We start from the raw sequence: 21,931 nt of genomic DNA, 5'->3' as shown, positions 1-21,931 counted from the left end.
CCAAAAGACGCTCAGCGACAAGGCACTTGTGTTTTTCAGCCGTTGTCGCTAATCGGCCCCGCATTCGACTGAACTGAAGGTCAAAGGCCGCCTAAGGAAAGAGACTATGGCAAAAGGTAAATTCGAGCGCACCAAGCCGCATGTGAACATTGGCACGATCGGCCACGTCGATCATGGCAAGACGTCGCTGACGGCGGCGATCACGAAGTATTTTGGCGAATACAAGCGCTATGACCAGATCGACGCGGCGCCCGAAGAGAAGGCGCGCGGCATCACCATTTCGACGGCGCATGTCGAGTATGAGACGGCCAACCGTCACTATGCCCACGTCGACTGCCCCGGCCACGCCGACTATGTGAAGAACATGATCACCGGTGCCGCCCAGATGGACGGCGCGATCCTGGTCGTGTCGGCCGCCGACGGCCCGATGCCGCAGACCCGCGAGCACATCCTGCTTGCCCGTCAGGTCGGCGTGCCGTCGATCGTGGTGTTTTTGAACAAGGTCGACCAGGTCGACGACGCCGAGCTTCTCGAGCTGGTCGAGCTCGAGGTTCGCGAGCTTCTGTCGAAGAACGAGTTCCCCGGCGACGACATTCCGATCGTCAAGGGTTCGGCGCTGGCTGCGTTGGAAGATTCCAACAAGACCATCGGCGAGGACGCGATCCGCGAGCTGATGGCTCAGGTCGACGCTTACATCCCGACCCCGGTTCGTCCGCTCGACAAGCCGTTCCTGATGCCGATCGAAGACGTGTTCTCGATCTCGGGCCGCGGCACGGTCGTGACCGGCCGCGTCGAGCGCGGCGTGGTCAAGGTTGGCGAGGAACTGGAAATCGTCGGCATCCGTCCGACCACCAAGACGACCTGCACCGGCGTTGAGATGTTCCGCAAGCTGCTCGACCAGGGCCAGGCCGGCGACAACATCGGCGCGCTGCTGCGCGGCGTCGACCGTGAAGGCGTCGAGCGCGGCCAGGTTCTGGCCAAGCCCGGCACCGTGAAGCCGCACAAGAAGTTCGTCGCCGAAGCCTACATCCTGACCAAGGACGAAGGTGGCCGTCACACGCCGTTCTTCACCAACTACCGTCCGCAGTTCTACTTCCGCACCACGGACGTGACCGGCATCGTGACGCTGCCGGAAGGCACCGAGATGGTCATGCCTGGCGACAACATCACCGTCGACGTCGAGCTGATCGTGCCGATCGCGATGGAAGAGAAGCTGCGCTTCGCCATCCGTGAAGGCGGCCGCACCGTCGGTGCCGGCATCGTCGTCACCATCAAAGAGTAAATCGATCCGGCACTTGCCGGTTGAGAAGGAAAGGGCGGTCTTCGGGCCGCCCTTTTTTGTTTACTTGCGCCGTGCGGAACAAGTCTTGCGCGGTTGTTTCAAAGCTATTGCAAGTGCCAACGCCGCAACTATGATCGGTTTTGTCGAGGGGGGCTTCGTCGGTGGTTAGGGAGCATTGTTTAAATAATAGCGTAAGGTGGTGGTGCGCACTGGTTCGCCTGATGCCAGTGGTCGCGATGGCGATAGCTGCCTCGGCCGCGAAGGCTGAAGATGTCCGGCTGCCGCTGTCCTATTCGCAGCCATGGACGTATCCGACCGTCTGGGCCGTTCCACCGCCCAATCCATCGGTATGGTCGACCCCGCAGGCGCCGTCCGATCCAAAAACTTAGTCCAGCCCGACAATAGCATTCGACAATCTCCCACCGATGCGCTTCGTTATCGTGCGCAGCGGTGCGGCTGGTTGCGAACCCAATTGTCCGGAATGGATCTCGGCGGAAGGCGCTATCGAGATCGACACGCCGGCGAAGTTCAAAGGGATATTGAAGGCACTCGGCCGCCGTCACCTTCCCGTCATCGTCAATTCCCCGGGCGGCAGCGTAGATGCCGCGCTTCAGCTTGGCCGCATAATCCGCAAAAACAAACTTGACATCGCCGTTGGCGCCACCAGATTTTCCGGCTGTTGGCCGGGAATGGAGGGATGCCGAGCCAATGATGGTACCGGCGCGCCTATTTAGGGTTCGCATCCGACGGCGGCGCTATGTGTAATTCCGCATGTCCTCTGATGTTTGCCGGCGGTGTTCGTCGCCTGGTCGGGAGTTGGGCTTATCTCGGTGTCCACCAGATCACCACGACCTACCGACGCCAACAGCTGTATTACCGCACCACCTATAGACTTGTGCACGGCAGGAAAAAGATCGTCAGCTCCAAGGTAGTCGGGCGCATCGACGTCGGCACCTATCAGACCTACGAGATGAGCAAGGCCGTCCAGAGGAGGCTCTCGGCCTATCTCAGCGAGATGGGCGTGGAACAGGGCGTTCTCGACGCAATGAAGGCCACGCCTGCCAGCGATATCCGACAGATCGCTCTCCACGATATGATGACAATGAAATTGGTCACCAGCACAGACACATTGGACTTGCTGACCAGCGCAAACCTCTGCTTGCTCGACAAGTCGACCCCGAACTGCCGGGAAATACCCGGGAATGCCAAGCCGGCCAGCGTGGCAACCGCAAAGGCCGCACCTTCTCAACCAGCCAAGGCTCCAGCTATCATCCAGCCATTCCAGGGAGCAGCAGCAAACGGCGCGCCACAGATGCGCCTCGTGGTTGTTCGCGGCAGCGATCCGCTCTGCGATCCCGACTACCCGGAATGGATCTCGGCGGAAGGCGCGATCACGCCTCAGACCGCGGATAGGCTTCGCCACTTGCTCACCGCGCTTGGCAATCCACGGCTTCCCATTGTGATCAGTTCACGCGGAGGCGACCTGTTCGGCGCTTTAACAGTGGGACGGCTTATCCATGAACGGAAGCTCGACGTCGTCGTCGCTCGCACCAATATCACGGGCTGCAATCCGGCCGGGGCAGGTTGCTCGGACGACAACGGCGCCTATATCGGGCTGATCAGCGAATTCGGCGTGGGGTGCGATTCAGCCTGCGCGCTCATGCTTGCCGGCGGCGCCAAACGGCTGGTCAATCCAAAGGCGCGGCTCAGCATGTCCACGATGGGGCAGAAGCAACTGGTCAAAGCTTATCTGGAGGAGATGGCGATCAACCCGGATTTGTTCGCCGCGATAGAGAAGAGCGCGGTCGAGCTTCTGCTCGAACCGGACAAGATGCTGAAAGTCGGGCTGTCGACCGGGCCGGAGTCGGCGCAGGCCCTGACCGGCGCCACCATTTGCAAATCCTCACCCAAACCTGACAATTGCCGGCTTCCACCTGCCGTCAATGCCGCGGCACATACGCCGCAGAAATTGTAGCATTGTTCCTTGGTAGCCCCGGCGTTGCGTGGCCGGCTTGGAGCGGGGGCAAGGCGGATCGCCCGTTTACGGCATCGGATCAGAGCTGGTGACGCTGGGGTTAGGCCGCTGGTTTGTTCCGAGGCCTGCCCGCTTCAAAGCTGTTGCAAGCACCGCCGTCGCAACTAGTATGGGCTGTACCTAAGGGCTGGCCAGGCGTGATTTCCACATTCCGTTCAAACAGCATTCCGTGGTGGCGCGGGCTGGTCCGGCTGGGCTTGGCCGTTGCCATGGGCCTGGCCGCGTTCACCGCCGCGGCGAAGGAGAAAGCGCCGGATTACGGCCCGGCGATGCGCTTTGTCGTCGTGCGCAGCAGCGCGCCGGGTTGCGAGCCGAATTGTCCGGAATGGATATCGGCCGAAGGCACGATCGAGGCGGGTACGCCGGCGCTGTTCAAGCGCACGCTGAAGACGCTCGGCCGCCGCCAATTGCCGGTCGTGGTCAATTCTCCGGGCGGCAACGTCGACGCCGCGCTCCAGCTCGGCCGCATGATCCGCAAGGCCAGGCTCGATATCGGTGTCGGCGCAACAATATTTTACGGCTGCGAACCGCAGATGAAGGATTGCCGGGTCAATGACGGCAAGGGCGCCGACTATTTCGGCTTAACCTATGCCGAGGGCGCGATGTGCAATTCGGCCTGCCCGTTGATGTTTGCCGGCGGCGTCCGCCGCGTCGTCGGCGAATGGGCCTATCTCGGCGTGCATCAGATCACCACGACCTTCCGGCGCGAAAGACTGTTCTACCGCACGACCTATCGCATCGAGAACGGCAGGAAGAAGGTGCTGAGCACCAAGATCGTCGGTCGCAAGAATGCCGGCAGCTACAAGACTTATGAAATGAGCAAACCGGTCGAGAAGCGGCTGTCGGCCTATCTGAAGGAGATGGGCATCGACCAGGGCATGCTGGACACCATGAAGGCAACGCCGGCCAGCGACATAAGCCGGATCAAACAGCCGGACCTGCTGGCGATCAAGCTCATCACCAGCCTCGACACCGTCGACATGTTCACGCAAGGCGGCTTGTGCCGGCGCAGTCCGGCGCCGGCGAATTGCAGGGACATTCCGGCAAACGCCAAGCCAGCCCCGGCGACAACGATCGAAGTGAAGGCCGTACCCGAGCAAGCGGTTGAAGCCCCGGCTGCCAAAGCCGCACCGCCCATGCCGGCCGCAGCCGCGCCGGCCAACGAAGCGCCGGAAATGCGCTTCGTGGTCGTTCGCGGTGGCAACCCGCTCTGCAATCCGGATTGTCCCGAATGGATCTCGGCGCAAGGCGCGATCACGCCTCGCACCCCGCAGAAGCTCAGCCAGTTGCTTGCCACGCTTGGCGGCCGGCATCTGCCTCTGGTGATCAGCTCGCGCGGAGGCGATCTGTTCGGCGCGCTGGCGACGGGACGGCTTGCCCATGAAAACCAGCTCGACATCGCCGTTGCCCGCACCGATTTCGTCGGCTGCGATCCGGCGGCCTGGAACTGCCTGGCCAACGACGGCGCCTATGCGGGGCTGACCGTCGATACGGGCGGCGAATGCGATTCCGCCTGCGCCCTGGTGCTTGCCGGCGGCGTCAGCCGGCTTGTCGGCGCCAAGGCGCAGCTCAGCATGTACCTGATGGGGCAGAAGAAGGTGGTCAAGGCCTACCTGGACGAGATGGCGATCAACCCCGCGCTGTTCGCCGCACTTCAGCGCACGTCTGTCGAGGGACAGCTCGAACCCGAAATGATGTTGAAGACCGGACTGACGACGGGGCCGCAATCGGTGGACGCCCTGACCGGCGCTACCATTTGCAAGTCATCTCCCAAGCCGGACAATTGTCGGGTTTTGCCGAGCACCGATGTCGCGGCAAAGTCGCAATCGAAACTTTGACGCCCATGCACTGGCCATGGAGGCAGGTTGAGTCTGTCTCGGTAAACTCGATATCGTCGCGTGGCTGGATGAGTGGAGGAGCAGCGATGAGCGAGGGCGTCCCGACCTTGTATGAATGGGCCGGCGGCAGCGAGGCGTTCGAGCGGCTGACCCGGACTTTTTACGACCGGGTGGCGGCGGATCCGATCGTTGGCCCGGTGTTCAAGACCATGTCGCCCGATCATCCCGCGCATGTCGCGGCCTTTATCGCCGAGGTCTTTGGCGGCCCAAAGACCTACAGCCAGCAACATGGCGGCCACCGCGAGATGATCTCGCACCATCTCGAGCGGCATCTGACCGAGGATCAACGCCGCCGCTGGATCAGCCTTCTTGTCGATACCGCCGACAAGGTTGGCTTGCCCGACGACCCCGAGTTCCGTTCCGCTTTCATGGCCTATATCGAATGGGGCACGCGGCTGGCGAAGATAAATTCCACGCTCGGCAAGGATGCCAAGCTGACCGATGAGCCGATGCCGGTCTGGGGCTGGGGGGTGCCAGGCGGGCCTTACAAGCCGGCCGGAGACTGACGGCGATGGCCGAGCGGGAAAGCATCGTCCGCTGGCGGCAATGGCAAGGGCCGGGCATCGAGCATCTTGTCCTGCAAGAAACCGCCGACGGCATCGTAGCCGAATCTGTCGTCGTGGCGGTCGACGCCCAGCCTTTTGCCGCTCATTACCGGATCGTCTGTGGACCCGACTGGCTGAGCAGGGAGGTCGAGATCGGTCTCATCGGCGGGGCGCGATTCCAATTGCGCACGGATGGCCTGGGCAACTGGTCACGCGACGGCGTTGCGCTGCCCGAATTGGCCGGGGCGCTCGATCCCGACCTCACTGTCACACCCTTCACCAACACGCTGCCGATCCGGCGGCTGCGGTTAAAGCCGGGCGAAAGCGTCGAAATCGCCGCCGCTTTCATCGAATTTCCGCAGCTTACCGTCGTGAAGAGCCCGCAGCGCTACACGTGCCTAGAGGAAAACAGGCGCTATCTCTACGAGTCGCTGACGAGCGGCTTCATGCGCGAAATCGACGTCGACGGGCAAGGCCTGGTCGTTACCTATCCGGATTTCTGGCAAAGGATTTAAAACCGCTCGCAAGCGCTCTTTACAGCGGGCCTCGAAGCTTTTAGGAAGCGCCTACGCTCAAGAAGCGCATGCACGGGCATAGCTCAGTTGGTAGAGCGGCGGTCTCCAAAACCGCAGGTCGTAGGTTCGAGCCCTGCTGCCCGTGCCATTTTCCTAGACAGAAAGCCGGAATCAAGGCTCAGCCGTTGAAAACCGGCGGGCGGCTTGCCATATTGGGAAAACTCGGGCATAAGGCCCGCATAGCCGGGACGGGACGACTGGATGGTTCCGAGGCGGCGTTAAAACATAAAGCGGACGCTTGCCACTTGCGTGGATTAAGAATCGGTTTTATGTAGACAAGACAGACACGCGGCGCGTGGAGCTGGGAAGCCAGCTTTACGCGTCTGATTTGCATGGGTGAAATGGTGACGCTGATTCGGCGTTGCATGCAGCCTAGGCGGCACGTCCCGGCCAGCGGGATCATCCAGGAGATCCGGCCAACGGATCTTGAAGACAGAGCGGCACATGGCTTCGAAAACCACCAATCCTTTCACCTTTCTCCAGCAGGTCCGCGCGGAGACGGCCAAGGTAACGTGGCCTTCGCGTCGCGAAACCATGATCTCGACGGTGATGGTTCTGGTGTTTGCGGTGATTGCGATGATCTTCTTCTTCGCTGCCGATATTCTGATGGGCTATGCGATCGAGTGGATCCTGGGCCTCGGGCACTGAATTCGGCGATTACGGAGAGGTCGTGAAATGACTGCGCGTTGGTATATCGTCCACGCCTATTCGAACTTCGAAAAGAAGGTCGCCGAGGATATCGAGAACAAGGCCAAGCAGAAGGGCCTGTCCGCCGATATCGAGCAGATCGTGGTGCCGACCGAAAAGGTCGTCGAAATCCGTCGCGGCCGCAAGGTCGATGCCGAGCGCAAGTTCTTCCCGGGCTACGTGCTTTTGAAGGCCAATTTGACCGACGCCGTGTTCTCGCTGGTCAAGAACACGCCGAAGGTCACCGGCTTCCTGGGTGACTCCAAGCCGGTGCCGATCACCGAGGCCGAGGCGCAGCGCATCCTGAACCAGGTCCAGGAAGGCGTCGAGCGGCCGAAGCCCTCGGTCACCTTCGAGATCGGCGAGGCGATCCGCGTTTCCGACGGTCCGTTCGCGTCGTTCAACGGCGTCGTCCAGGAAGTGGACGAGGAGCGGGCCCGCCTCAAGGTGGAAGTTTCGATCTTCGGGCGCGCCGTGCCTGTCGATCTGGAATTCGGACAGGTCGAAAAGGGCTGATCCGGAAATCCCTGCACCGAGAGGTGTCAGGGGCGGTTGCTTAAGGCGCCGCATGAACGGGTGGGAGGCGAAAGCGGCTTAGCCGGCCGCTGGAACCGCACCACCAGACTGCAACCGCCGGTATTCTCCGAAAATGGAGCCGGCATGACAAAAGGCAGGAATAGAGATGGCTAAGAAAGTTGCAGGCCAGCTCAAGCTCCAGGTTGCCGCGGGCTCGGCTACGCCGTCGCCCCCGATCGGCCCGGCGCTTGGTCAGCGCGGCATCAACATCATGGAGTTCTGCAAGGCGTTCAACGCGCAGACCCAGGAGCTCGAGAAGGGATCGCCTATACCGGTGGTCATCACCTACTATCAGGACAAGTCGTTCACCTTCGTCATGAAGACGCCGCCGGTGAGCTACTTCCTCAAGAAGGCCGCTAACCTGAAGTCGGGCTCCAAGGAGCCGGGCAAGGTCAAGGCTGGCACCGTTTCGCGTGACAAGGTTCGCGAAATTGCGACTGCCAAGATGAAGGACCTGAACGCAAACGACGTCGAAGCGGCCATGCGCATGGTCGAGGGCTCCGCCCGCTCGATGGGCCTGGAAGTGGTGGGCTGAGATCATGGCAAAGATTGCAAAGCGTATTGCTAATAGCCGTGAAGGCATCGATCCGAACAAGGCTTATGCCCTCTCCGAGGCGCTGCAGCTGCTCAAGGACCGTTCCAAGGTGAAGTTCGACGAGACCATTGAGGTCGCGATGAACCTCGGCGTCGATCCGCGCCATGCCGACCAGATGGTCCGCGGTGTGGTCAACCTGCCGAACGGCACTGGCCGCTCGGTGCGTGTCGCCGTGTTCGCCCGTGGCGACAAGGCCGAGGAGGCCAAGGCCGCCGGCGCCGATATCGTTGGCGCCGAGGATCTGGTCGACATCGTCCAGAAGGGCACGATCGATTTCGATCGCTGCATCGCCACCCCGGACATGATGCCGCTGGTCGGCCGTCTGGGTAAGGTGCTTGGCCCGCGCGGCATGATGCCGAACCCGAAGGTCGGCACCGTGACCACCGATGTGGCCGCGGCCGTCAAGGCTTCGAAGGGCGGCGCCGTCGAGTTCCGCGTCGAGAAGGCCGGTATCGTCCAGGCCGGCGTCGGCAAGGTCTCGTTCGACGTCAAGGCGCTGGAAGAAAACGTCCGCGCATTCGCCGATGCGGTGACCAAGGCAAAGCCGGCTGGCGCCAAGGGCAACTACGTCAAGAAGGTGTCGGTCACCTCGACGATGGGCCCTGGCCTCAAGCTCGACATCGCGACGCTCGCCGCGTCCTGATACGAACATCTGGATCGACCGCTAAAGGTCTGATCCACAAAGTGAATTCCGGGCCTCCGACTTGTCGGCGGCCCGGTACCGGAAGCCGAGAGGCTTCCGGACATCCTGTCCGAGATTGCAGGCGGCCCATAAGCCTTAATTGAATTGGGCCTGCATGAGACGGGTGAAAACCGGACAACGGAGCGACAAGCTCCAATGAAAGGTTCGAACCGTGTTTGCCTTTTGTCTGCGCATCATCTGGCTCGCTGGCTGATGTGGCGAAAGGGGGCAGGATCCTCGAGCGTCGTTCGGGAGATCCATTTTTGGATGGCCCGACCGGCAAAAAGGCAACCCGACGCCTGTCCTCTAAATGGGAATGTTCCCATCAATGGGGCAGGGGTCAACTGGAGATAGGCAGTGGACAGAGCGGAAAAACGCGAACTCGTCACGGGCCTGAATGGCGCTTTTGCAGGCGCTGGTTCAGTCGTCGTGGCCCACTACGCCGGTATCACCGTCGCGCAAATGAACGACCTTCGGTCGAAAATGCGCGCCGCCGGTGGCACCGTCAAAGTCGCGAAGAACCGTCTCGCCAAAATCGCTCTTCAGGGCACGGACTCCGCATCGATCATCGATCTGTTCAAGGGACAGACGCTGGTCGCTTATTCGGAGGATCCGATTGCGGCGCCGAAGGTCGCGTCCGAATTCGCCAAAGGGAATGACAAGCTGATCATTCTCGGTGGCGCGATGGGCTCGACCTCGCTCAACGCCGACGGTGTGAAGGCACTCGCCACACTTCCGTCGCTCGACGAGCTGCGCGCCAGGCTGGTTGGCATGATCGCCACGCCGGCAACCCGGATCGCCCAGATCGTCAATGCACCCGCGGCTTCGGTCGCGCGCGTCATCGGCGCTTACGCCCGGAAGGACGAGGCGGCATGAGGCCGTTCCTCGCTATCAAAAACACACGTTCGAACCTAACGAAGGAATACAACAATGGCTGATCTCGCAAAGATCGTAGACGACCTTTCGAAGCTGACCGTCCTCGAGGCGGCCGAGCTGTCGAAGCTCCTGGAAGAGAAGTGGGGCGTTTCGGCTGCTGCTCCGGTGGCGGTTGCCGCTGCTGGCGGCGCTGCCGCTGCTGCTGCTCCGGCTGAAGAGAAGACGGAATTCGACGTCGTTCTCGCCGACGCCGGCGCCCAGAAGATCAACGTCATCAAGGAAGTCCGCGCCATCACCGGCCTGGGCCTCAAGGAAGCCAAGGACCTGGTCGAAGCGGCTCCGAAGCCGGTCAAGGAAGCCGTTTCCAAGGCCGACGCCGAGAAGTTCAAGGCTCAGCTGGAAGCAGCTGGCGCCAAGGTCGAGCTGAAGTAATAGGCGAGGGCGGACGGTCTCGCGCCGTCCGCCCCCTCCCTTGAAGAGGGAGGTTTTCGTTGCGCGAGGCGTTCGAAAACCTTTTTCCTGAGGGCCGCAAGCGGCCTTCAGGAAACGGGTTTTCTCCCGTTTTAGCCGGCAGCCGCCAAGCAATTGGAAAGGGCTGGCCGGACAACAGACAGGGGCAGCCGCCAAGGCCGCCCATTGGTGCAAGGCGAACCGCGGCGAGGTTCGCCCCGAGTTCAGAGCTAAGGAGCGACGATGGCCCAGACCCAGACTTTCAATGGCCGCAGACGCGTACGCAAATTCTTCGGAAAGATCCCGGAAGTTGCGGAGATGCCGAACCTTATCGAGGTTCAGAAGGCATCCTATGACCAGTTCCTGATGGTGGACGAGCCCAAGGGCGGCCGTCCCGACGAAGGATTGCAGGCTGTTTTCAAGTCGGTCTTCCCGATCTCCGACTTTTCCGGCTCCTCCATGCTGGAGTTCGTGAAGTACGAGTTCGAGGCACCGAAATTCGACGTTGACGAATGCCGTCAGCGCGACCTGACCTATGCCGCGCCGCTCAAGGTGACGCTGCGCCTCATCGTGTTCGATATCGATGAGGATACCGGCGCGAAGTCGATCAAGGACATCAAGGAGCAGGACGTCTACATGGGCGACATGCCGCTCATGACGTCGAACGGCACCTTCATCGTCAACGGCACCGAACGCGTCATCGTTTCGCAGATGCACCGTTCGCCGGGCGTCTTCTTCGACCACGACAAGGGCAAGTCGCACTCGTCGGGCAAGCTTCTGTTTGCCGCGCGCGTCATCCCCTATCGCGGTTCGTGGCTCGACATCGAGTTCGATTCCAAGGACGTCGTGCACGCCCGCATCGACCGTCGTCGCAAGATCCCGGTGACGTCGCTGTTGATGGCGCTCGGCATGGACGGCGAAGAGATCCTGTCGACCTTCTACAACAAGGTCACCTACAAGCGCGCCGGCGACCACTGGCGCATCCCGTTCAACGTCGAGCGTTTCCGCGGCCTCAAGGCTGTCGGCGACCTGGTCGATGCCGACACCGGCGAGGTTGTCGTCGAGCAGGGCAAGAAGATCACCGCCCGTCAGGCGCGCCAGCTCGGCGAAAAGGGCCTGAAGGCGATCAAGGCAACCGACGAGGATCTGCTGGGCAATTACCTGGCCGAGGACATCGTCAACTATGCCACCGGCGAGATTTTCCTCGAGGCTGGCGACGAGATCGACGACAAGACCCTGAAGGTGCTTCTCGGCACCGGCGAGGACGAGATCCAGGTCCTGGACATCGACCACGTCAATGTCGGCGCCTACATCCGCAACACGCTCAACGTCGACAAGAACGAGAGCCGCCAGGACGCGCTGTTCGACATCTACCGTGTCATGCGCCCGGGCGAGCCGCCGACGCTCGAGACCGCCGAAGCCATGTTCAACTCGCTGTTCTTCGACAGCGAGCGCTACGACCTGTCGGCCGTCGGCCGCGTCAAGATGAACATGCGCCTCGAGCTCAAGGCCGAGGACACCGTGCGCGTGCTGCGCAAGGAAGACATCCTGGCCGTGGTCAAGACGCTGGTCGAGCTGCGCGACGGCAAGGGCGAGATCGACGACATCGACAATCTCGGCAACCGCCGCGTGCGTTCCGTCGGCGAGCTGATGGAGAACCAGTACCGTGTCGGTCTGCTGCGCATGGAGCGCGCGATCAAGGAACGTATGTCCTCGATCGAGATCGACACCGTCATGCCGCAGGACCTGATCAACGCCAAGCCGGCGGCCGCCGCCGTGCGCGAGTTCTTCGGTTCCTCGCAGCTGTCGCAGTTCATGGACCAGACCAACCCGCTGTCGGAGATCACCCACAAGCGTCGTCTCTCGGCGCTTGGACCGGGCGGTCTGACCCGTGAGCGCGCCGGCTTCGAGGTGCGCGACGTGCACCCGACGCATTACGGCCGCATCTGCCCGATCGAGACGCCGGAAGGCCCGAATATCGGCCTGATCAACTCGCTGGCCACCTTCGCGCGCGTCAACAAGTACGGCTTCATCGAAAGCCCGTACCGCAAGATCGTGAGCGGCAAGCTGACCAACGAGGTCGTCTACCTGTCGGCGATGGAAGAGGCCAAGCACTATGTCGCGCAGGCCAACGCCGAGCTCGACAAGAACGGCAGCTTCGTCGACGAGTTCGTCATTTGCCGTAACGCCGGCGAAGTGATGATGGCGCCGCGCGAAAACGTCGACCTGATGGACGTGTCGCCGAAGCAGATGGTGTCTGTCGCGGCCGCGCTCATCCCGTTCCTCGAGAACGACGACGCCAACCGCGCGCTGATGGGTTCGAACATGCAGCGTCAGGCCGTGCCGCTGGTGCGCGCCGAAGCTCCGTTCGTCGGCACCGGCATGGAGCCGGTCGTCGCCCGTGACTCGGGCGCCGCCATCGGCGCCCGCCGCGGCGGCATCGTCGACCAGGTGGACGCGACCCGTATCGTTATCCGCGCTACGGAAGATCTCGATCCGGGCAAGTCCGGCGTCGACATCTACCGGTTGATGAAGTTCCAGCGTTCGAACCAGAACACGTGCATCAACCAGCGTCCGCTGGTGCGTGTCGGCGACCGGTTGAACAAGGGCGACATCATTGCCGACGGTCCGTCGACCGAGCTCGGCGATCTGGCGCTCGGCCGCAACGTGCTCGTCGCGTTCATGCCGTGGAACGGCTACAATTACGAGGACTCGATCCTGCTCTCCGAGCGTATCGTGGCCGACGACGTCTTCACCTCGATCCACATCGAGGAGTTCGAGGTCATGGCTCGCGACACCAAGCTCGGTCCGGAGGAAATCACGCGCGACATTCCGAACGTTTCGGAAGAGGCGCTGAAGAACCTCGACGAGGCCGGCATCGTCTATATCGGCGCGGAAGTGCAGCCGGGCGACATCCTGGTCGGCAAGATCACGCCGAAGGGCGAAAGCCCGATGACGCCGGAAGAAAAGCTTCTGCGCGCCATCTTCGGCGAGAAGGCTTCCGACGTTCGCGACACCTCTATGCGCATGCCTCCGGGCACCTTCGGCACGGTTGTCGAAGTGCGCGTCTTCAACCGCCACGGCGTCGAGAAGGACGAGCGCGCCATGGCGATCGAGCGCGAGGAGATCGAACGCCTGGCCAAGGACCGCGACGACGAGCAGGCGATCCTCGACCGCAACGTCTATGCGCGCCTTTCCGACGTGCTTGTCGGCAAGGAAGCGATCGCTGGACCGAAAGGCTTCAAGAAGGGTTCGAAGCTGGCGAAAGACACGCTGGACGAGTATCCGCGTTCGCAGTGGTGGCAATTCGCCGTGGAGAACGAAAAGCTCCAGAGCGAGCTCGAGGCTCTGCGCGGCCAGTACGACGAGTCCAAGAAGGCGCTCGAGCAGCGCTTCATGGACAAGGTCGAGAAGGTGCAGCGCGGCGACGAAATGCCTCCGGGCGTCATGAAGATGGTCAAGGTCTTCGTGGCCGTGAAGCGCAAGATGCAGCCGGGCGACAAGATGGCCGGCCGTCACGGTAACAAGGGTGTCGTGTCGCGCATCGTTCCGGTCGAGGACATGCCTTTCCTCGAGGACGGCACGCATGCCGATATCGTGCTCAACCCGCTGGGTGTGCCGAGCCGCATGAATGTCGGCCAGATCCTGGAGACGCATCTGGGCTGGGCCTGCGCTGGCATGGGCAAGAAGATCGGCGAGCTGATCGACGCGTACAAGACGGCTGGAGACATCAAGCCGCTGCGCAAGACGCTCGAGAGCTTCATCCCGGCCAACGACCGCAACGAGCCTGTGCGCCAGTATGACGACGAAAGCGTCGTGCGTCTCAGCGAGCAGATGCGTCGCGGCGTGTCGATCGCGACCCCGGTGTTCGATGGCGCGCATGAAGCCGACATCAACATCATGCTGGAGCAGGCTGGCCTGCACACCAGCGGTCAGTCGCAGCTCTATGACGGCCGCACCGGCGAGCCGTTCGATCGCAAGGTGACGATGGGCTACATCTACATGCTCAAGCTGCATCACCTGGTGGACGACAAGATCCACGCGCGTTCGATCGGTCCGTACTCGCTCGTCACCCAGCAGCCGCTGGGCGGCAAGGCGCAGTTCGGTGGCCAGCGCTTCGGCGAAATGGAGGTCTGGGCGCTCGAAGCTTACGGCGCCGCTTACACGCTGCAGGAAATGCTGACGGTGAAGTCGGACGATGTCGCCGGCCGCACCAAGGTCTACGAGGCGATCGTGCGCGGCGACGACACGTTCGAGGCGGGCATCCCGGAGAGCTTCAACGTTCTCGTCAAGGAAATGCGCTCGCTCGGCCTCAATGTGGAGCTGGAGAACACCCAGGTCGATGAGACCCAGACGCGTCTGCCCGACGCGGCCGAGTAAAGCCTATGGCGCGCCGCGCTTCTGTTGCGGCGCGCCCTGAGCATGACCCCGAAAAGTAACCACCGGTTTTCGGACAAGGTCATGCTCAATCAAGAAATCTTTCGGCCGGTTGACCGGCCATTCTGCGGACATTTCGTCCGCGATCGATGCAAGGGGTTATCGAGGACCCCGAAAAGGAGAACGGCATGAACCAAGAGGTCATGAATCTCTTCAACCCGCAGGCGCCTGCGCAGGTGTTCGATTCCATCCGGATCTCGCTTGCCAGCCCAGAGAAGATTCTGTCCTGGTCGTTCGGCGAGATCAAGAAGCCGGAGACCATCAACTACCGCACCTTCAAGCCGGAGCGTGACGGCCTGTTCTGCGCGCGCATTTTTGGCCCGATCAAGGACTATGAGTGCCTGTGCGGCAAGTACAAGCGCATGAAGTACAAGGGCGTCATCTGCGAAAAGTGCGGCGTCGAAGTCACGCTGTCGCGCGTTCGCCGCGAGCGCATGGGCCATATCGAGCTCGCCGCGCCCGTCGCCCATATCTGGTTCCTGAAGTCGCTGCCCTCGCGCATCGGCACGTTGCTCGACATGACCTTGAAGGACATCGAGCGTGTGCTTTACTTCGAGAACTACATCGTCACCGAGCCGGGCCTCACCGCGCTGAAGGAACACCAGCTGCTCAGCGAGGAAGAGTACATGCTGGCCGTCGACGAGTATGGTGAGGACAGCTTCACCGCCATGATCGGCGCCGAAGCCATCCATGACCTGCTTGCCGGCATGGACCTGGAGAAGATCGCCGGCGACCTGCGCTCGGAGCTGGCTTCAACCACGTCAGAGCTCAAGCAGAAGAAGTATCTGAAGCGGCTCAAGGTTGTCGAGAACTTCATGGAATCCGGCAACCGTCCGGAATGGATGATCATGAAGGTGGTTCCGGTGATCCCGCCGGACCTGCGTCCGCTCGTCCCGCTCGACGGTGGCCGTTTCGCCACGTCGGACCTGAACGACCTCTATCGCCGCGTCATCAACCGCAACAACCGACTGAAGCGGCTGATCGAGCTGCGCGCCCCCGGCATCATCGTGCGCAATGAAAAGCGCATGCTGCAGGAAGCCGTCGATGCGCTGTTCGACAACGGCCGTCGCGGCCGCGTCATCACCGGCGCCAACAAGCGTCCGCTGAAGTCGCTGTCCGACATGCTCAAGGGCAAGCAGGGCCGGTTCCGCCAGAACCTGCTCGGCAAGCGCGTCGACTATTCCGGCCGTTCGGTCATCGTGACCGGTCCGGAGCTCAAGCTGCATCAGTGCGGCCTGCCGAAGAAGATGGCGCTGGAACTGTTCAAGCCCTTCATCTACGCCCGCCTCGACGCCAAGGGGTTCTCCTCGACCGTCAAGCAGGCCAAGAAGCTGGTCGAGAAGGAGCGTCCGGAAGTCTGGGATATTCTCGACGAGGTTATCCGCGAGCATCCGGTGCTGTTGAACCGCGCGCCGACGCTGCACCGCCTCGGCATCCAGGCGTTCGAGCCGATCCTGATCGAAGGCAAGGCGATCCAGCTGCATCCGCTGGTCTGCACGGCCTTCAACGCCGACTTCGACGGTGACCAGATGGCGGTCCACGTGCCGCTGTCGCTCGAAGCGCAGCTTGAAGCCCGCGTGCTGATGATGTCGACCAACAACATCCTGCATCCGGCTTCCGGCGCGCCGATCATCGTGCCGTCGCAGGACATGGTTCTCGGTCTCTACTATCTCTCGATCGTCAATCAGAACGAGCCGGGCGAAGGCATGGTGTTTGCCGACATGGGCGAGCTCCAGCATGCGCTCGAGACCAAGGCCGTGACGCTGCACGCCAAGATCAAGGGCCGCTTCCGCACTGTCGATGCCGAAGGCAAGATGGTGTCGAAGATCTATGACACCACGCCTGGCCGCATGATCATCGGCGAGCTTCTGCCGAAGAACGTCAACGTGCCCTACGAGACCGCCAACCAGGAGATGACCAAGAAGAACATCTCCAAGATGATCGACACCGTCTACCGCCACTGCGGTCAGAAAGAGACGGTCATCTTCTGCGATCGCATCATGGCGCTCGGTTTCGCCCATGCCTGCCGTGCCGGCATTTCGTTCGGCAAGGACGACATGCTGATCCCGGATGCCAAGATCAAGCTGGTGTCCGACACCGAGGCTTTGGCCAAGGAATACGAGCAGCAGTACAATGACGGTCTGATCACGCAGGGCGAGAAGTACAACAAGGTCGTCGACGCCTGGGCCAAGTGCTCGGAAAAGGTCGCCGACGAAATGATGGCCCGCATCAAGGCGGTCGAGTTCGAGGACAACGGCCGTCAGAAGCCGATGAACTCGATCTACATGATGTCGCATTCGGGTGCGCGCGGTTCTCCCACCCAGATGCGCCAGCTCGCCGGCATGCGCGGCCTGATGGCCAAGCCGTCGGGTGAAATCATCGAGACGCCGATCATCTCGAACTTCAAGGAAGGCCTTACCGTGCTCGAGTACTTCAACTCGACCCACGGCGCCCGCAAGGGTCTGGCCGACACCGCCTTGAAGACGGCGAACTCGGGTTACCTCACCCGTCGTCTGGTCGACGTGGCGCAGGACTGCATCGTCAACTCCGTGGATTGCGGCACCGATAAGGGCCTCACCATGCAGCCGATCGTCGATGCCGGTCAGGTCGTCGCTTCGGTCGGCCAGCGCGTGCTCGGCCGCACCTCGCTCGACGACATCAACCATCCGGTGACCGGCGACCTGCTGGTCAAGGCCGGTACGTTGATGGACGAGCGCGACGTGGAGCAGATCGAAAAGGCCGGCGTGCAGTCGGTTCGTATTCGCTCGGCACTGACCTGCGAGGTCAGGATCGGCGTCTGCGCGGTCTGCTACGGACGCGATCTTGCCCGCGGCACCCCGGTCAACCAGGGCGAGGCCGTCGGCGTCATCGCGGCGCAGTCGATCGGCGAGCCGGGCACCCAGCTCACCATGCGTACCTTCCACATGGGCGGTACCGCACAGGTGGTGGACTCTTCGTTCCTCGAAGCCTCGTATGAAGGAAAGGTCGAGATCCGCAACCGCAACGTGGTGCGCAACTCCGACGGCCAGCAGATGGTCATGGGCCGCAACATGGCGGTGCTGATCCTCGACGAAGCCGGCAAGGAGCGCGCCACCCACCGTGTCACCTATGGTTCGCGTATCTTCGTGGACGATGGCGACAAGGTGAAGCGCGGCCAGCGTATCGCCGAGTGGGATCCCTATACCCGCCCGATCCTCACCGAAATCGAGGGCAAGGTGGCGTTCGAGGACCTGGTCGACGGCATCTCCGTTCAGGAAACGGCCGACGAGTCGACCGGCATCACCAAGCGTGAGGTCATCGACTGGCGTTCGACGCCGCGCGGCAGCGACCTGAAGCCGGCGATGATCGTTCAAGACGCCAAGGGCAAGGTCGGCAAGCTGTCGAAGGGCGGCGATGCGCGCTTCCTGCTCTCGGTCGAGGCCATCCTCTCGGTCGAGCCGGGCGCGCATGTCCGTCCGGGCGACGTGCTGGCGCGTATCCCGATGGAAAGCGCCAAGACCAAGGACATCACCGGTGGTCTGCCGCGTGTTGCGGAACTGTTCGAGGCTCGCCGTCCGAAGGATCACGCCATCATCGCCGAGATCGATGGCACGATCCGCTTCGGCCGCGATTACAAGAACAAGCGCCGCATCATCATTGAGCCGCATGACTCGACGCTTGAGCCGGTCGAGTACCTGATCCCGAAGGGCAAGCCGTTCCATCTTCAGGACGGCGACGTCATCGAGAAGGGCGACTACATCCTCGACGGCAATCCGGCGCCGCACGACATCCTGGCGATCAAGGGCGTGGAAGCGCTTGCTTCCTACCTCGTCAACGAAATCCAGGAAGTCTACCGACTGCAGGGCGTGTCGATCAACGACAAGCACATCGAGGTGATCGTTCGCCAGATGCTGCAGAAGGTCGAGATCACCACGCAGGGCGACTCGACCTACATCCCGGGCGACCACGTCGACGTGATCGAGCTGGAAGAGGTCAACGATCGCCTGGTCGAGGACGGCAAGAAGCCGGCCGAAGGCCTGCCGGTGCTCTTGGGCATCACCAAGGCATCGCTGCAGACGCCGTCCTTCATCTCGGCCGCCTCCTTCCAGGAGACGACCAGGGTGCTGACGGAGGCCGCGGTTGCCGGCAAGACCGACATGCTGCAGGGCCTGAAGGAAAACGTCATCGTCGGCCGTCTGATCCCGGCCGGTACGGGCGGCACGATGAGCCAGATAAGGCGCATCGCCACCTCGCGCGACGAGCTCATCATCGACGAGCGCCGCAAGGCCTCCGGTGTCGAGGTCGCCGAGCCGATGCTGACCGACATGGTCAACGCCGCGCAGTAGGCGCGGATGAAACGAGAATAAGAAAAGGGGCCCACGCGGCCCCTTTTCGCATTTTTGGCTTCACGATCGAGGAGCAATTCCAGGAAAAGTGCGAAACGGTTTTCCGTTCGGAATTGCGTTAAGACAGAGAAGGGAAAGCTCATGAGCAGCAAGACCTGGACAGCCGTCGACGACTACATCGTCTCATCGCTTTTCGAAGCCGATCCCGTTCTTGACGCGGTGATCAAGGCCAACCGCGACCAGGGCCTGCCGGCGATCGACGTTTCGGCCGCGCAAGGCAAGCTGTTGTCGTTGCTGGTGCGCATCCGCGGTGCCAGGAATGTGCTCGAGGTCGGCACGCTCGGCGGCTACTCGACCATCTGGATGGCCAGGGGCTTGCCGGCCGACGGCAGGATCGTCACCTTGGAGCTCGATCCGCATCACGCCAAGGTCGCGCGTTCGAACTTCGAGCGGGCAGGGGTCGCCGACAAGGTCGACCTGCGCCTCGGCCCGGCGCTGCAGTCGCTCGGCGCCCTGGACAGCGAAAAGGCCGGGCCATTCGACCTGATCTTCATCGATGCCGACAAGCCCAACAACGCCAACTACCTGTCCCTGGCGATGCGGCTTTCCTGCTCCGGCACGGTCATCATCTGCGACAACGTCATCCGCGACGGCGAGGTGATCAGGCAAGACGGCCGCGACCCTTATGTCGAAGGCGCGCGTGCCGCGTTTTCCTTCATCAGCAGTGACAAGCGGCTGGACGGCACGGCCATCCAGACCGTCGGCGCCAAGGGCTATGACGGCTTCGCCATCGCGATCGTCGATTGAGCGAATCGCCTTCTTCGCGGTGATTTAATCGAAGAACGCCTCGACCACATTGCGCTTGCCCAGCATGAAGGCATCGGCGACATGCTGGAGCGGCGCGAGATCGACGTCGGACGTGCCGGCACGGACGATTTCGGCGAAGCGCCGGTAGAGCATCGGATATTCCGCTTCCGCTTCGTCATGGACTGTTTTGCCGTCGATGGCGAGTTTCGCGCCGCCGCCCGACAGCATCATCTTGCCCTTGTCGGTCTCGGCCAGGATGTCCCAGCTTTGCGGACCGGTCTGCAGCCAGTCGAGCTCCATCGTCACCGGCAGTCCGGTCGAGGTGCGGAAGACGACATGCGCCGCGACAGGCGCAGCCCTGTTCTCGGGAAAATCGAGCACGGCCGATGTGATGAACATCGGCGGCAGGATGTGGGTGACGATCGACAGCGCATTGATGCCGGGGTCGAAGACGCCGAAACCGCCCGGCTCCCAGATCCATTCCTGGTTCGGGTGCCAGCGGCGCACGTCTTCCTTCCAGTTGATCGCAGCCGAACCGATCCTGGCCGAGGCGAGGAAGGCGCGCGCGGCCTCTACCGCCGGCGCGTAGCGCGAATGCCAGCTGGCGAAGAGGGAGACGCCATTTTTCGTGGCAAGCGCCTTCAGGTGCTCGACCTCGCTGACGGTGGCGCCCGGTGGCTTTTCTAGGAAGACATGCTTGCCCGCTTCGAGCGCGGTGCGCGCGGCATCGTAGCGGAACTGGGGCGGCATGCAGAGCGAGACCGCATCGAGGCCGGACTCCGCGGCAAGCATGGCCTCGATCGTCGGGTAGTTGGGAATCCCGTCCACCTTGCCGTGGCGGCTGGCCGCCGCCGCCAGCTGAAAGTCGCCGTCTTTGGCCACCGCCGGCAGGTGCTGGTCGCGCACGATCTTACCCACGCCGACGATACCGAGCTTGATGGGACTGCTGGTCATGGGAGCTCCAGGTGAGGAAAGAGTGGTCGTTCTAGGCAGGAGAATCTTGTCCGGCAAGCCGGCAGGGCGTTATCGCGCGCAGGTCCGATATCAGATCGGCTCGTCGAAAGTGACGATCGAGACTTCGCCTTCGAGCGCGCCCTGGTAGGCCGACAGATGCGGTTCCTCGTCGGGCACGCCGTCCATGTCGCCGATCTGGTCGAGCTCGGCTTCGGCGTATCCTTCCGCCGCGAGCGATTCGAGCGCGCGCCGAACGGCCGAATCATCGTCGGGCGCCACCAGCATCACATGGACGCCTTCGGACTTGCCGCCTTTCTTCTTCCAGACCCGTCCGGTGATGATGGTCACCGGTCGTTCTTCGTTGTCGTTCACGCTCTGATTCCTTCATTGCCGGGAAATTGCCCCGCATAACCGGCCTTTTGGCATGAAGCCGGCAAGGAGGACAGTCGAAAGCCGGTCACTTTCTTCCTCGCCATTGAAAAAAGGCGCAAGAAAATTACATGCGTTTTCCACATGGCTGCCCAGCCTCTGATCAGGCGCAATATTTGGCGTTCCGGGGTTGACGGTTGGGAGGGTTGCGAGTAGAAGCCGCCCAGTCAGAACCGATGTGAGGCTTTCCTGTCCGAAGCGACACGCTTTGGAGTTTGCCTCAAACAGGGTTCGTTTTACGAGCGAAAAGACATTTTCCGGCGCGCATGAAGCGGTTTCCGCTTCCTCTGCATTTGTTCGGGCAGGACCGCGAGGCGCGGTGTTTTGCCCGAATTTGCGTATGGAAAAGACGCTTTGAGCGGCCCTGACAGGGCAGACACGGAATTGAGAGACAAGAGGGTTTAATGCCTACCGTCAACCAGCTGATCCGCAAGCCGCGCCTGGCGCCGGTGAAGCGAAACAAGGTCCCGGCCATGCAGCAGAACCCGCAGAAGCGGGGCGTCTGCACGCGCGTCTACACAACGACGCCGAAGAAGCCGAACTCGGCGCTGCGCAAGGTGGCCAAGATTCGCCTGACCAACGGTTTTGAAGTGATCGGCTACATCCCCGGCGAAGGCCACAACCTTCAGGAGCACTCGGTGGTCATGATCCGCGGCGGCCGCGTCAAGGATCTGCCGGGCGTTCGCTACCACATCATCCGCGGCGTGCTCGACACGCAGGGTGTGAAAAACCGCAAGCAGCGTCGTTCGAAGTACGGCGCCAAGCGTCCGAAGTAAGG

18 protein-coding genes and 1 tRNA gene are annotated in these 21,931 nt (G+C 62.1%); 17 read left to right on the top strand and 2 right to left on the bottom strand.

Features of this window, described 5'->3' with window-relative positions; translation table 11 throughout:
- Nucleotides 1-106 precede the first annotated feature (106 nt).
- The 16 genes from tuf (at nt 107) to AB6802_RS21100 (ending at nt 19,770) form a co-directional block, all read left to right on the top strand.
- A complete protein-coding gene (tuf, locus tag AB6802_RS21175; RefSeq protein WP_371012103.1) occupies nt 107-1,282 on the top strand; it encodes an elongation factor Tu in 1,176 nt (391 codons plus the stop codon).
- A 425-nt stretch (nt 1,283-1,707) separates the two neighbouring features.
- Complete coding sequence (locus tag AB6802_RS21170; RefSeq protein ID WP_371012118.1) at nt 1,708-2,016, top strand: hypothetical protein; 309 nt, start codon at nt 1,708-1,710, stop codon at nt 2,014-2,016.
- 47 nt (nt 2,017-2,063) lie between these two features.
- Complete coding sequence (locus AB6802_RS21165; protein ID WP_371012117.1) at nt 2,064-3,257, top strand: hypothetical protein; 1,194 nt, start codon at nt 2,064-2,066, stop codon at nt 3,255-3,257.
- A 269-nt stretch (nt 3,258-3,526) separates the two neighbouring features.
- The gene (locus AB6802_RS21160; RefSeq protein ID WP_371012278.1) at nt 3,527-5,155 is read left to right on the top strand and encodes a hypothetical protein; all 1,629 of its coding nucleotides are present in this window, start codon (nt 3,527-3,529) and stop codon (nt 5,153-5,155) included.
- Between the two features lie 86 nt (nt 5,156-5,241).
- Nucleotides 5,242-5,721 carry a group II truncated hemoglobin gene (locus AB6802_RS21155; protein WP_371012116.1) on the top strand — a complete coding sequence of 160 codons (480 nt, stop codon included), beginning with the start codon at nt 5,242-5,244 and terminating at the stop codon, nt 5,719-5,721.
- A 5-nt stretch (nt 5,722-5,726) separates the two neighbouring features.
- Nucleotides 5,727-6,275, top strand: a complete 549-nt coding sequence (locus AB6802_RS21150) for a putative glycolipid-binding domain-containing protein (protein ID WP_371012115.1) — start codon at nt 5,727-5,729, stop codon at nt 6,273-6,275.
- A 72-nt stretch (nt 6,276-6,347) separates the two neighbouring features.
- Nucleotides 6,348-6,423: transfer RNA gene (locus tag AB6802_RS21145), tRNA-Trp, on the top strand.
- A 356-nt stretch (nt 6,424-6,779) separates the two neighbouring features.
- Entirely contained in the window at nt 6,780-6,983 is a 204-nt protein-coding gene (secE, locus tag AB6802_RS21140) for a preprotein translocase subunit SecE (protein WP_371012114.1), read from the top strand.
- A gap of 27 nt (nt 6,984-7,010) precedes the next feature.
- Complete coding sequence (gene nusG / locus AB6802_RS21135; RefSeq protein ID WP_371012113.1) at nt 7,011-7,538, top strand: transcription termination/antitermination protein NusG; 528 nt, start codon at nt 7,011-7,013, stop codon at nt 7,536-7,538.
- Between the two features lie 166 nt (nt 7,539-7,704).
- Entirely contained in the window at nt 7,705-8,133 is a 429-nt protein-coding gene (rplK, locus tag AB6802_RS21130) for a 50S ribosomal protein L11 (protein ID WP_140822948.1), read from the top strand.
- Between the two features lie 4 nt (nt 8,134-8,137).
- Nucleotides 8,138-8,836, top strand: coding sequence for a 50S ribosomal protein L1 (gene rplA, locus AB6802_RS21125; RefSeq protein ID WP_371012112.1), 699 nt, complete (start codon nt 8,138-8,140; stop codon nt 8,834-8,836).
- 396 nt (nt 8,837-9,232) lie between these two features.
- On the top strand, nt 9,233-9,751 hold the full coding sequence (rplJ, locus tag AB6802_RS21120; protein WP_371012111.1) for a 50S ribosomal protein L10: 519 nt from the start codon (nt 9,233-9,235) through the stop codon (nt 9,749-9,751).
- Between the two features lie 54 nt (nt 9,752-9,805).
- On the top strand, nt 9,806-10,183 hold the full coding sequence (gene rplL, locus AB6802_RS21115; RefSeq protein ID WP_371012110.1) for a 50S ribosomal protein L7/L12: 378 nt from the start codon (nt 9,806-9,808) through the stop codon (nt 10,181-10,183).
- Nucleotides 10,184-10,444: 261 nt separating this feature from the next.
- Nucleotides 10,445-14,581 carry a DNA-directed RNA polymerase subunit beta gene (rpoB, locus tag AB6802_RS21110; protein ID WP_371012109.1) on the top strand — a complete coding sequence of 1,379 codons (4,137 nt, stop codon included), beginning with the start codon at nt 10,445-10,447 and terminating at the stop codon, nt 14,579-14,581.
- Between the two features lie 185 nt (nt 14,582-14,766).
- Nucleotides 14,767-18,963 (top strand): DNA-directed RNA polymerase subunit beta', encoded by a 4,197-nt coding sequence (gene rpoC / locus AB6802_RS21105; protein ID WP_371012108.1) that lies wholly within the window; start codon nt 14,767-14,769, stop codon nt 18,961-18,963.
- 141 nt (nt 18,964-19,104) lie between these two features.
- Nucleotides 19,105-19,770 carry an O-methyltransferase gene (locus tag AB6802_RS21100; protein ID WP_371012107.1) on the top strand — a complete coding sequence of 222 codons (666 nt, stop codon included), beginning with the start codon at nt 19,105-19,107 and terminating at the stop codon, nt 19,768-19,770.
- Nucleotides 19,771-19,794: 24 nt separating this feature from the next.
- Here AB6802_RS21100 and AB6802_RS21095 read toward each other — a convergent pair whose 3' ends face one another.
- Together AB6802_RS21095 and AB6802_RS21090 are read right to left on the bottom strand one after the other, a co-directional pair.
- Complete coding sequence (locus AB6802_RS21095; protein ID WP_371012106.1) at nt 19,795-20,724, bottom strand: Gfo/Idh/MocA family protein; 930 nt, start codon at nt 20,722-20,724, stop codon at nt 19,795-19,797.
- Between the two features lie 90 nt (nt 20,725-20,814).
- Entirely contained in the window at nt 20,815-21,096 is a 282-nt protein-coding gene (locus tag AB6802_RS21090) for a transcriptional regulator (RefSeq protein WP_371012105.1), read from the bottom strand.
- Between the two features lie 461 nt (nt 21,097-21,557).
- Between AB6802_RS21090 and rpsL the strand changes: the two genes are divergently transcribed.
- A complete protein-coding gene (gene rpsL, locus AB6802_RS21085; RefSeq protein ID WP_006202128.1) occupies nt 21,558-21,929 on the top strand; it encodes a 30S ribosomal protein S12 in 372 nt (123 codons plus the stop codon).
- The last annotated feature ends 2 nt before the right edge of the window (nt 21,930-21,931 follow it).

The organism is Mesorhizobium sp. RCC_202 (assembly GCF_041355295.1).
In the GTDB taxonomy this organism is placed as follows: domain Bacteria; phylum Pseudomonadota; class Alphaproteobacteria; order Rhizobiales; family Rhizobiaceae; genus Mesorhizobium.
Note: the sequence above shows the minus strand (reverse complement) of the source record. Positions and strands in the feature narration are given on the sequence as shown.

What these genes read in the sequence shown, in the direction of transcription:
- tuf (WP_371012103.1), top strand. Translation starts at nt 107, where the DNA reads ATGGCAAAAGGTAAATTCGAGCGCACCAAGCCGCATGTGAACATTGGC.
- AB6802_RS21170 (WP_371012118.1), top strand. Translation starts at nt 1,708, where the DNA reads ATGCGCTTCGTTATCGTGCGCAGCGGTGCGGCTGGTTGCGAACCCAAT.
- AB6802_RS21165 (WP_371012117.1), top strand. Translation starts at nt 2,064, where the DNA reads ATGTTTGCCGGCGGTGTTCGTCGCCTGGTCGGGAGTTGGGCTTATCTC.
- AB6802_RS21160 (WP_371012278.1), top strand. Translation starts at nt 3,527, where the DNA reads ATGGGCCTGGCCGCGTTCACCGCCGCGGCGAAGGAGAAAGCGCCGGAT.
- AB6802_RS21155 (WP_371012116.1), top strand. Translation starts at nt 5,242, where the DNA reads ATGAGCGAGGGCGTCCCGACCTTGTATGAATGGGCCGGCGGCAGCGAG.
- AB6802_RS21150 (WP_371012115.1), top strand. Translation starts at nt 5,727, where the DNA reads ATGGCCGAGCGGGAAAGCATCGTCCGCTGGCGGCAATGGCAAGGGCCG.
- secE (WP_371012114.1), top strand. Translation starts at nt 6,780, where the DNA reads ATGGCTTCGAAAACCACCAATCCTTTCACCTTTCTCCAGCAGGTCCGC.
- nusG (WP_371012113.1), top strand. Translation starts at nt 7,011, where the DNA reads ATGACTGCGCGTTGGTATATCGTCCACGCCTATTCGAACTTCGAAAAG.
- rplK (WP_140822948.1), top strand. Translation starts at nt 7,705, where the DNA reads ATGGCTAAGAAAGTTGCAGGCCAGCTCAAGCTCCAGGTTGCCGCGGGC.
- rplA (WP_371012112.1), top strand. Translation starts at nt 8,138, where the DNA reads ATGGCAAAGATTGCAAAGCGTATTGCTAATAGCCGTGAAGGCATCGAT.
- rplL (WP_371012110.1), top strand. Translation starts at nt 9,806, where the DNA reads ATGGCTGATCTCGCAAAGATCGTAGACGACCTTTCGAAGCTGACCGTC.
- rpoB (WP_371012109.1), top strand. Translation starts at nt 10,445, where the DNA reads ATGGCCCAGACCCAGACTTTCAATGGCCGCAGACGCGTACGCAAATTC.
- rpoC (WP_371012108.1), top strand. Translation starts at nt 14,767, where the DNA reads ATGAACCAAGAGGTCATGAATCTCTTCAACCCGCAGGCGCCTGCGCAG.
- AB6802_RS21100 (WP_371012107.1), top strand. Translation starts at nt 19,105, where the DNA reads ATGAGCAGCAAGACCTGGACAGCCGTCGACGACTACATCGTCTCATCG.
- AB6802_RS21095 (WP_371012106.1), bottom strand. Translation starts at nt 20,724, where the DNA reads ATGACCAGCAGTCCCATCAAGCTCGGTATCGTCGGCGTGGGTAAGATC.
- rpsL (WP_006202128.1), top strand. Translation starts at nt 21,558, where the DNA reads ATGCCTACCGTCAACCAGCTGATCCGCAAGCCGCGCCTGGCGCCGGTG.